The organism is Arcobacter thermotolerans (assembly GCF_983172305.1).
In genome coordinates this window covers 1-10,510 of sequence record NZ_CFAFZJ010000020.1, presented here as the reverse complement: position 1 = coordinate 10,510, position 10,510 = coordinate 1, and the positions used below count along the sequence as shown (strand labels likewise).

General features: G+C 28.4%; 15 protein-coding genes. 3 read left to right on the top strand and 12 right to left on the bottom strand.

What is annotated here, in order from left to right; all coding sequences use genetic code 11:
• The 12 genes from AC5LG6_RS11165 to AC5LG6_RS11110 all read right to left on the bottom strand — a co-directional run.
• Nucleotides 1–1,887, bottom strand: a 1,887-nt coding sequence (locus AC5LG6_RS11165; RefSeq protein ID WP_498586641.1) for a hypothetical protein, incomplete at its 3' end; no start/stop codon positions are given.
• A 124-nt stretch (nucleotides 1,888–2,011) separates the two neighbouring features.
• A complete protein-coding gene (locus tag AC5LG6_RS11160) occupies nucleotides 2,012–2,221 on the bottom strand; it encodes a hypothetical protein (protein WP_260923064.1) in 210 nt (69 codons plus the stop codon).
• A 26-nt stretch (nucleotides 2,222–2,247) separates the two neighbouring features.
• Entirely contained in the window at nucleotides 2,248–2,760 is a 513-nt protein-coding gene (locus tag AC5LG6_RS11155; RefSeq protein ID WP_498586639.1) for a hypothetical protein, read from the bottom strand.
• A 1-nt stretch (nucleotide 2,761) separates the two neighbouring features.
• The gene (locus AC5LG6_RS11150) at nucleotides 2,762–3,328 is read right to left on the bottom strand and encodes a hypothetical protein (protein WP_498586638.1); all 567 of its coding nucleotides are present in this window, start codon (nucleotides 3,326–3,328) and stop codon (nucleotides 2,762–2,764) included.
• Nucleotides 3,325–3,486, bottom strand: coding sequence for a DUF7210 family protein (locus AC5LG6_RS11145; protein ID WP_181403663.1), 162 nt, complete (start codon nucleotides 3,484–3,486; stop codon nucleotides 3,325–3,327). The genes AC5LG6_RS11150 and AC5LG6_RS11145 overlap by 4 nt, the downstream gene beginning before the upstream one ends.
• Before the next feature lie 32 nt (nucleotides 3,487–3,518).
• Nucleotides 3,519–3,806, bottom strand: a complete 288-nt coding sequence (locus AC5LG6_RS11140; RefSeq protein WP_498586636.1) for a hypothetical protein — start codon at nucleotides 3,804–3,806, stop codon at nucleotides 3,519–3,521.
• Nucleotides 3,807–3,810: 4 nt separating this feature from the next.
• The gene (locus tag AC5LG6_RS11135; protein WP_498586635.1) at nucleotides 3,811–4,092 is read right to left on the bottom strand and encodes a hypothetical protein; all 282 of its coding nucleotides are present in this window, start codon (nucleotides 4,090–4,092) and stop codon (nucleotides 3,811–3,813) included.
• Nucleotides 4,089–4,430, bottom strand: a complete 342-nt coding sequence (locus AC5LG6_RS11130; protein ID WP_498586634.1) for a DUF2190 family protein — start codon at nucleotides 4,428–4,430, stop codon at nucleotides 4,089–4,091. Before AC5LG6_RS11130 ends, AC5LG6_RS11135 begins: the two co-directional genes overlap by 4 nt.
• 1 nt (nucleotide 4,431) lies before the next feature.
• A complete protein-coding gene (locus AC5LG6_RS11125) occupies nucleotides 4,432–6,312 on the bottom strand; it encodes a phage major capsid protein (RefSeq protein WP_498586633.1) in 1,881 nt (626 codons plus the stop codon).
• 34 nt (nucleotides 6,313–6,346) lie between these two features.
• Nucleotides 6,347–7,813, bottom strand: a complete 1,467-nt coding sequence (locus AC5LG6_RS11120) for a phage portal protein (RefSeq protein WP_498586632.1) — start codon at nucleotides 7,811–7,813, stop codon at nucleotides 6,347–6,349.
• Nucleotides 7,813–8,046, bottom strand: a complete 234-nt coding sequence (locus AC5LG6_RS11115) for a hypothetical protein (RefSeq protein WP_319046710.1) — start codon at nucleotides 8,044–8,046, stop codon at nucleotides 7,813–7,815. The genes AC5LG6_RS11120 and AC5LG6_RS11115 overlap by 1 nt, the downstream gene beginning before the upstream one ends.
• A gap of 183 nt (nucleotides 8,047–8,229) precedes the next feature.
• Nucleotides 8,230–9,084 carry an antA/AntB antirepressor family protein gene (locus AC5LG6_RS11110; RefSeq protein WP_498586631.1) on the bottom strand — a complete coding sequence of 285 codons (855 nt, stop codon included), beginning with the start codon at nucleotides 9,082–9,084 and terminating at the stop codon, nucleotides 8,230–8,232.
• Nucleotides 9,085–9,433: 349 nt separating this feature from the next.
• Between AC5LG6_RS11110 and AC5LG6_RS11105 the strand changes: the two genes are divergently transcribed.
• The 3 genes from AC5LG6_RS11105 to AC5LG6_RS11095 all read left to right on the top strand — a co-directional run bounded on the left by AC5LG6_RS11105 (nucleotide 9,434) and on the right by AC5LG6_RS11095 (nucleotide 10,473).
• Nucleotides 9,434–9,652, top strand: a complete 219-nt coding sequence (locus AC5LG6_RS11105; RefSeq protein ID WP_498586630.1) for a helix-turn-helix domain-containing protein — start codon at nucleotides 9,434–9,436, stop codon at nucleotides 9,650–9,652.
• Nucleotides 9,653–9,654: 2 nt separating this feature from the next.
• Nucleotides 9,655–9,957, top strand: coding sequence for a hypothetical protein (locus tag AC5LG6_RS11100; protein WP_498586629.1), 303 nt, complete (start codon nucleotides 9,655–9,657; stop codon nucleotides 9,955–9,957).
• Nucleotides 9,958–10,074: 117 nt separating this feature from the next.
• Nucleotides 10,075–10,473, top strand: coding sequence for a hypothetical protein (locus AC5LG6_RS11095; protein ID WP_498586628.1), 399 nt, complete (start codon nucleotides 10,075–10,077; stop codon nucleotides 10,471–10,473).
• Nucleotides 10,474–10,510: the final 37 nt, after the last annotated feature.

The following is a 10,510-nucleotide window of genomic DNA, read 5'->3' as shown; positions in this document are numbered from 1 at the left end:
TGCATATTTTGTATTTAATTTATTTTCAGCTGCTAAATTTGTAAGATTTAATTTTGATAATTTTCCAGTTGCACTTGCAATATCAGCTAAAGATGCAGCTGTTCCTGTAAGATTGCTATTCCAGTCACCAGTTGCATCAAGTAGCTCAATTTGTGACTCTAGAATATCTTGATATGAACTTGAAGCTTCATCAAGAGCATTAATTTGATTTTCTATTGATAATCTATCTAATGTTTTATTATAGATTTGTGTTTCAAGTTCCAGGAGTTTTTGCTTATCTTCAATAGGTTTATCTAAACCTTGAATATCTAAAGCTTTTTGAGAATAAGAAATATTTGCTAGTTCTATCTCTTTTTCGTAAGAATCAGATTTTAATTGAACCAATCTTTCATAAAAAGATAAATCTTCTTTTGCTGTATCAATAGCTTTTTTATTATTTAGTTCATCTATTAATTTACTTTGAGCTATCAAAGCATCATTCGTTTTAACACCAGCTTCAAGCCAAGATTTAGTTTTTTCAGTAATTTCAACTAATGATTTATCATACTGACTCATACCAATTTTTGAAATATCAAGATATGCTTTATTTTGTTCGCTTGCAATCTTTTTTAAAGAATCTAAAGCTTTTTTATTTTTATCATCTTCTTTTTGATTTACATCATCTAAAGCCCTTGACCAAGCTTCAACATATTTTGTAGTATCTTTCCCATTTTTTACTAATATATTAAAGTTTGTAAGCCATTTACTATTTATTTCATCTATTTTCCCACTGTAAGGATTTAATGTATCATTTACAAGCTTATCTATTTCAGATAGATCTACATTTGTTACTACATTATTTAATAAATCTTCATCTTGTTTTATTTTTGCAAGTTTTTGAAAAACAATCTCAAGCTCTGAATTTAAATCTTTTAATTGTGATTTTTGATCTCCATCCCAAATAAACTTATCCTTTTTTACTTCAGCAATTTTTCCTAAAAGTTGATATTGTTTATTTATAAGTTCATCATAAGTACTTAAGTTAGAAGCATTTGTAAGGTAAATATTTATTTCATTTATACTTTTTGCCCATCTATCAAATAATCTTGCTACTGAAGGTATTTTTGACTCTAAATAATCAAATGGTATCTTCATAAGATTTTTTGAGAACATATCTGTAGAGTTACTCAAGTTAGACATTTTTGTATCATAATCTTCTATAACCCGAAAATCTGATAATTTATCTTTGAAAAGCTGTACAACATCACTACTATTTTTTATAGCTTCATTACTTAAACCTATTGAAGATAAAAATCTACCCATTTCAGAATTAGCTTCAACTGTTCCTGTGCTTATTCCATCCATTGCAGAAAGAAAGGCATCAAATCCGATTTTATTTCCTGCTGCAATAGATAGTTTTTCTGTTATTTCAACCATATCAGAAGTTGTTGCACCAACTTTTCTCATTCCAAAATACATAGCATCATAAATTTGAACAGTTTCTTTCATACTATGAGGTGTTGCTATATTTGCTTTTTGTAGTAACTCTGTGGCTTTTGAAGCTTCAATTTGTGCAATTCTATATTTATCTTGAACGCTAATTGCATTTCCATAAATATCATTATTAGATATCATAACAGCACTTGCCATCGTAAGAGAATTTGTAAGTTTTTGGAATTGTTTATTTACTTCTAAACCCGTTCTTGAAATATCTCCTAATGTATTATTTATAACTTGAAAACCTGCATATATGTGTCCTGCTATATTTATTCTTTTTAAAAAAGTATTAGCAAAAGAGTCTGTATCAGTAAAAGACTTCCCTAAATCTTTTACTTGTTGATTCATTAGTATTAACTCTTGAGATTTTGCATCAATTTTAATTTTTAATCGAACTTCTTCATTTGACATCTTTTGCCTTTTTTAAATATAATCTAAACATGAAAAATTATTTTGAAAACCCTTTGATGATTCCTATTACTATGCTTATTACAGCGATAATAATATTTATTGCACCCTTTTTTATTTTTGGCTTTTAACTAATAACTTTTTGATTTAAATTTTTTAATATTTTAAATACTTCCAAAAAATCATAATCGAACTTTAAACAGTAATCTTTTACTATCTGGTACTCTACTTCTATTCCAAATCCATTTGATTTTCTAGCTAATACATAAATATTTACTAGCTCTATTTCAAAATCACTTTTCAATTTATGGGAAAAAATACCATTGTTTTTTCCCATAGTTTTTAAGTAATTTATTACCCTATTTACTTTTTTTCAACTGACTCTTCTACTGCTTCAAGTATATATGCTCTTATAATTGAGTATGATATACCTGCATCATCTACAGCTTTTTGAAATTTAACTTTATCTTTTCCAGAAATGCTCTCTTCAAAGAATTTTTTATAATAATTTTCTACAGAAACATTTATATCTTCTAAATCTTTTTTAAGAATTTCAATCTCTTTTTCTAAAGAGTTTATTTTTTTTACATACTCTTTATTTTCAATCAAAATTGCAGTTTTTTGCTCCAAAGCTATTCCTCCAGCTTCTCCAAACGTTTGAAGTAAACTGTCATTTACAACTTTGATTTCTTTGTACTCTTTTAATTCAGCATTTTTTGAATCAACAGTTACATACTGCTCTTTTGCATCTTTTCTAAATGCATCTAATTTCTCTTGAGTGTGCTTATTAAGTGGAGAAAATGTCAATTTATAAACTACTCCATCAAGATCAACTTCAATGTCATGTTTTGTTTTTAAAGGACTTAATTTTGACATATTACTCTCCTACCTTCATCCAATACTCTTTTGCATATCCTTCATCGCTTTTCATAACTGCAGCTTCAAAACTAAGTTGTGCAAAATCTTCACTTATATAATCAAAATCTCCTGCTGGTGCCATTGAAACATTGTATAAGAGTAATACTGGTTTACTCGCTCCATCTTCATCACCTACAAATCTTAACTGTCCATTTAAAATAGGTGTTTCAGCCATTTTTATTACATCAATATCTACTTGCTTTGTAGCAACAGTTCCATCGGGAAGTGTGTCACCTATATCAAAACTTTCAACCTCTATTTTTCCCATTCTAGACATTGCAAGATTTTTTAAAGTAAACTTTTGTGTTGTAAATTTGAATACTCCATCAATACTAGTAACAATTTGTTCTACCATTTGCTTAATAACTCTATCTTTTGAAAAAGCTTCTTTTTTCTCAATATTCCATGTTAATTGTCCACTTTGAACTTCACAAATTTCAAACTCAGTATCAGGTGTTCCATCTTTTTTAAATGGAGTAAAAAACATTTTTCCACCACCAATATATCTATCACCTATTGTTCTCATTTTTGATCTCCTGTTGTTAAATTTTTATTTTGATTAATTTCTTTTACTGCTTTTTTATCAATTAATTTTTTAGCAGCACTATCTTCAATATCAATAATTGAACCTACACTTATAGTTTTACCTTTGTAATTTAAAGGTTTTATAGCCTCTACTTTCATATAATCAACTCCTTTTTTTCCCGTGGGGAATTTTATTTACACATAACAGTTATAAAAACTGCACTATTTTCCATATCAAACTTCTCATCTACTTCAGAACCACTAAACGATATTTTTGGTTCATTTATAGATAAATTTTTTACTGCTTTCACCATCAAAAGTGCATTTTCTTTAGAATGTTTAAAAATAACTGCAAAAACTGCATTATGCTCTATCCTTGAAACTGCTTCTCTTTTTATTACTTCTATAACAGGAGCTTTTATTTGAGATGGAATGATTGCAACTATCTTTTGTTCAGCTTCATTTTCTGATAGATTCATAAATTTATTTCTCCTTTATAGAAATATTGATTTCAAAATCTTTTTCAAAAGAGAAGTTTGAAACAGTGTATTCTTTACCATCTATTTCCAAACTATCACCCTCTTCTATTCCTTCAAAATCTTCTCTTCTAGCTTTGATATTTTCAAAATTTACTTCAAAAATTTCTAAATCATTTTTTCTAAATAAAATTGCTACTTCTTTACCTTTAAAAAAACCTTTTTTTGCAAATTCATCAGTATTGTAAAAAACGTTTAAATCTGCTTTTATAGTTTCTTTAAGACTCATACGTTTAGTTTTATGTCAACTGTACCAGCTACTGCTGTTTTAGAGCTAGTAGATCTTCCTGCATAAACATTATCTGTAGCTTCTTTTGTAAGCTCTTTGGCTTCATTATCCCAATAAAGAACATCACCAACAGCAATTACATCTGTTGTTTTTGCTTTTATTGTCCAAACTTTTTCAAGTTCAACAGATATCTCTTCTCCAACTAAACCACTATTTACAGCAATACCTATCATACTTACACCTAAAGGAATAACATCACCAACTGTTACATCTTCTTGGCAAGTATAAGTAATTACTTTCCCATCATATTTTTCAATTGCTTGTTTTTGTACGCTCATATTATGCTCCTAAATTTTTATATAGACCTCTAAAGTCTTCAACAACTACACCAAAATCAAATAAACATTCATATTCAATTCCACCACCACTTCTAAGTCTTTCTTGAACTATTGGTTGTCCACCAGTTCCAGCAAGTGTTCCAGTTTTTATAGTTCTTCTAGCAGCTGCTAAATACCAAGGTTTTGCTTCTAGCTCAGCTTCAATAATTAAATCAAAAGAGTTTTTATGAATATTTGCAACACCTGAATTTGAAGAAGTTGGATTTGATTCACTTGTTAATAGCTGTTTAGCTATTGTTTCATTTTCTGGACTTACCAATAAATATTTAGGATTGATATTTAAAGCTGTTTTTCCATCTAGCTGTCTTCTCATTCTAGTTCTTGCAGCACTTAAAGATTCACTATCCAAAGCAATTCCATTATCCATATTTTTGTGTTCACTATGGAATAAAGCTTTATTATCATTCATTTTGTAATTTACAAAATCGCCTTTTGCTTGTAATAAATCATAAACAATACCATTTGCAGTTCTTTTTGCCATTCTTGCAAATTCAGCAACAATATTTGAAAATGCTCCCAAATCATCATTAATTAGCATTTGTCTTGTAAATGTAAATTTATTTCCAAAACTTTCTAATTTCCAAGCTTGACCGCTTTCATCTAATTCAAGATTTTCTAATTCACCTTTTTCTTTAAGTTTAGAAAGTCTTCCATTTGGATTTCTTATTCCAACATCTGTTTGTAATTTAAAGTTAGGTAAATCCACGTTCGTAGTCCATAAGTGATAAGTGCCTTCTTGCTCTTCAAAGTTTGTTGTTAATACTCTATTTGCAATATTTCCAAGTAATAAACTAAATTGATCATTACTCATAGCTCTTTGTGCAAGTTCTGCTCTATCCATACTATCAACACCAAGAAGATATCTAGCCATCTCAGATAAAGTAGCCCCTCTAAAGTTATTATCCTTTAAATCTACACTTACTCCACATCTTGATAAAATAGAATCTTCTATATTTCTTACCATTACATCTTTATCTGGTGTTCCAGCAACAACAACTTGAGAAACTCTCGTTTTTTCATCAATTACAGCTTTTCTAACTTCATCTATTGGAGTTCCTGCTTTTACAAGCTCTGAAGCTCTTTGTAAAGTTAAATGTCCAGCAGCTGCTAAATCCATAATTTCACTTGTTCTTTTTTGTTCATTTTGTAGATTTAAAGCTCTTTGTGCTTCTTTTTCAATATTTTCAAGCTCATCTTTTCTTGTTTGTTGTTCAGCTGTTAAACCATCAACTAAAGATCTTAATTGCTCCAACTCTTTTCTTAATTGTTCATTCATAGAATCATCTCCTGTATTTAAATTTAATTCACGACCTACAGTCGCACCTTTATCAAAACCAACACCAACTGCACTAAGTTCAAAAATTTCAAACTCAGTTACAGTTACAAGTGTTGGCTCACCTTTTCTCTCTTCAATTTTTGTATCTAAAATTCTGTAACCAATTGAACAATCAGTTAAAATTCCATCTACGTACTTTCTAAATAATTTAAGACTTGATTCATCTGTTCCAAAAACAACATCTGCTTTTAGCTTTCCATCTTCCAATCTTATATTTTCAACTTTACCGCTAGCAGAATCAACACTTCTATTATGGTCCTTAAAAAATGTTTTTAATCTCTCATATCTAGCACCATTAACATCAAGTTTTTCAATAAAAACTTCACCTGTCCACCAATCACGCCTTTCACCCTCATTTTGTTCAGAAATAAGGATAAAAGATATAGTTCTAGTATCTTCATTTATTGCATTACTATCAACAACAAAATTTCTTTGAGTATCAAATCCAGATAACTTTCTTTGTAGCTCTTCTTTTTTCTTTGGCACATTTCCTCCTTTATTAAATTTTCCCACGGGAAATTTACTCTTCAACTATGACTGGCTCAAGTCCAGCTTTTTTTCTTTTTTCAGTAATCATTTTTTCTTCATTTATCTGTTCATCTATAATATCTTCATAATTTCTACCCTTTCCTGCAGCTGCTCTAGTTCTACTATTAAGTCCAAGTTTTATTTCGTATTCAATTGCTCTAATATCTTTTAATGGATCAACCCACTCTCTTGTTGGCATAATCCAAACAGCTTTTATATATTTATCTTTGTTAGTCCAATAATCAGTTGGCACTTTTAATGCACCACTTAAAACAACACTATCCATAAACATTTCAAACATTGGATTTAAAGCATCTTCTACAAGTAATGTTTGTTCATCATCAAATCTTTTGTTATCCTGGATTAAACTTGCTCTTGCACTTGAAAAATTAACTTGAGAGTAATCCCTAATAGCAAGTTCATAAGATATATCTCTACCAGCTGCTATTATTCGAATAGTGTTTTTTATAAAATCGTTGTAGCTATTTCCTAATTGGTTAGATTGAATATTTTGAACCTCCTCTCCAGGTCTTAAATATTTAATCATTCCAGCAGTTATCTCTTTTATTGGGTCACTACTTCCTTGTTTTTGTCCAGTTTGTTTATCTCCAAATATATTTCCACCAACATTTGAAGTTTTTATAAATGTTGCAAAAGAAGCTAAAATTCTATTTTTGATTATTTCACTATCGTTGTAAGCTTGAAAATCTTTTAGATTATTAATAGTTTGTGCATAATCTGTAATCCCTCTGTATTGGGTAGCTCTTTCAGAATCATAAAAATGTATTATGTTTTTTGAATCAAATCTTTTAGATGAAATACTATTTATCTCTGTTTTTAAATGATATGCTATTGGTGCACCGTTTTCATCAACTTCAACACCACTAAAAACAGTATTATTATTTTTATTTGTAGTAAATCCAAAACTATTTTTTGTATTATCAAGTTGATCTACTTCTACTAATTGAAATTTTAAAGGGAATTTTTTATCATTTGTCCAAACGCAGTTAACTAGAGATTCACCATCAACTAATTTTGCTTTTAATAGCATCTTTTGAAATTTTCTAAAAGAAATTCTTTTTGTTATGTCAAAATTTTGTTTTTTTGTAAATTCATTCCACAAAATTTCAATTTGCTTATTTAAATTTTCTGCATTTTTTACTTCATCTTTATTTATTCTTGATTGTAAAGAAATGCCTGATCCAATACAGTTTTTAATAATACTTCTATCGATTGATTTACAAATAGGATTATTTGCACTCAACCATCTAGCTCTTGCTCTTAACATATCTCTATCACCTGAAACTTGTAGCTCAAAGTGATTATTTGAAATATTAAAATCTCTATTTAGTCTAGTTTGTTTTGCACCTTCAAAAAAAGCTCTTTCATAAACTTTTGCAACTGCACCAAGAGTTACTACATTTGAAGCCCATAAAATAGTTCTAGCTATTTTATTCATTACACAAAACTCACATAAGAAGTATCACCTGCTGGTGATGTATTTTGACCTTCAATATAGTTTCTACCATATCGTTCTATTTTTTCTAAAAGTCTATTTCTCTCAGCATAAAGTGTAGAAAGCTGTCCTCTAACGAGTTGCTCACCAGAACCAGTTTGATAAGATTGTGACTCTTCTGCTTTATCTATTTTGATAAGAATTGAATCGTACTGTTGCCCAAGAGTTTTTGACATCTCATTACCTTTTTTATATTTTTGGTAATGGCATTTTATGTTTTTTCAAAAATCTTTTTTAGGGTACTTTTTCTACCCTACCATTTTTTTAAAAATTATGGTATTTTGGTTGTAGTTTTTAAGTAGTAGTAAAAAGGTTGTAAAATATCGCTTTTATAATGCTTTTATACAACCTTTTTTGTTTTAAGAAAAATCAACTTTGTTCATTTCTTTTTCTATTTCCATATCAAAATCCACTATATTTTTAGCAATTTTTTGCAAATCTGATATTTTATTTAGTGTTTTTTCATATCTATATTTCATTTTATATAGCTCTTTTTCAGCTTCAACTCTTCTTTTTTTCTCATTTTCTATACCATTTATAGCCCATCTTTGAAGCTCACTACCATCTGTTCTTAAAATTTCAAGGTATTCACCATAAAAAACATTGTGTTCTTGCAACCATTTGATAAAAGTTTCTCTATTGAACTCATTTGCATTTCTATTTAAAATCTCTTTATTTCTTTTAAATAGTAAATCTAGCTTTTCATCAAAACTTTTATGAGTGATTAAAAACTGTTTTGATTTTAGTTCATCAACATCATCTTCAAGGTTTTCAAATCTTATTTTAGATTTTTTCTTCCATTTATCAAGCTCTTTTCTCAAATCATTATTTGCTTTTGTAAGTCCTCCAACTCTTCCACTTAGTTCGTGAATATTTGGGTTTTGCATCAATAATTCATATTGTTCTTCTATTTGTACAAAATAATCTCTTACAGCTTCAGCCTTTTTACCTTGACTCATCATTGCAATATGTTTTGCACTTCTTGCATCAAGGATATATTCTTTTCTAAAAGTAAAACCATTTCCAGCTTCAACCTTTTCATCAAAAACAATATAATCAATGTTTATTCTTAACCCTGCTCTTTGGATTTGAACTTTTATCCAATCTCCAAAAGGTTTTATAATTCCGAGACCCTTATGTAAATCCCCACCTCTTACACTATTTATCTTTTTAGTTCCTATAACTTCACTTGATATTTTTATAATTTCTCTCATGATACAAACTCCCATCTTTCAAATCTATCTGCTATTTTTCTCATAGTTTCAAAACTATCAACTCTTAAAACCCTACTTCTACCACTTTTATTTATTGCCTTTATACTCATTTTATACCCCGTTATGTTGTTTTATAATGAAATACTACAACATATAGATAAAAATGTCAAGAATTAAAGCAACATATAGATAAAATTTTGTATAATTAATACAACAAATAGGTATAATTTGGCGCTACACTTTTAGGTGTATCGCCTCTTTTATGGGCTTTGTAGATACGTTTTTAACAATTTAATACAAAATAAGCACTTCACAAAATTGTGAAATGCTTATTTTATGAGGATTACAAGTGAACAAACAAGAATTTACAGATTTTTTAAAAAACATTGATTTAAGTAAAAAAGATTTTGCAGAATTATCAAATATCTCATATAACACAGTAAACAACTGGAATGATACAAATAGACCAGTTCCACCATGGGTTAAATCTTGGTTGGATAATTATGTGAAAGCAAAAGACATGGATAAGGTTGTTGAAGCTGTTAAACCTTATGTTGGGGAAAAATAGATATGGATAGTTTACTTTTTTTAATTGTAGTTGTTGTAATGATTATATTTGTTTATAAAGTTTTAATAGAACCTTTATTAAATCCTAAAAAAGAAAAAAGAAGTAGCAATTATATTGTTGAAGTTGAAGATGATGAATATCTAACAGATAGCAGAACAGTAAGAACAACTCAAGTAAGTGCAAATCTTTCTCCTGAATTATATAAAAGATTAAATACTTATTGTGAAAATAACAATGTAACCAAAACATATATAATAAATAATGCTGTTACCAAATATTTAAATGATATAGAAGGAATTAAATAAAATGTTACCATCTCATAAACATCTAATTTTTAAATTAAAAGTATCTTTAGTTTTTACTTTGATTTGTGTTTTTGGATATTTTGTTTTTGATTTAATAAAAAATTAAAAGGAGTTTTAATGGGAAATTTTATAGAAAATCCGCCTCAAATTTCAAAAATTGATACTGTTATCAAGACAAGATACTCAATGTGGGGAAAAGAATTAAAACCTTGTAATGATTTATTTTTAACAGTTTATTTTGGATTTAGAAAAAAAAGAGATTATATTATTCATAGTGATCTGAATCATACTGTAGAGCAAATAAAAAGTTTGATAGATAATAAACTAGATTCAGACGATGTTATGATTAGTGAAAGCGATAGAAATTATTTGTATTTAATGGTGGGAGAAAGTGGTATTCTTCGTATAACAGGACGAAGATATTATCCTAACTCAACCCTTGAGAGACCGTTAAATATTTCGTGTCAAAGTAATTCTGATAGGAGAAATCCTATCACACCAGAACTTAAATTTTAAGTTCACTATCTAATCTTCCTTCAAAAAATATTGCCAG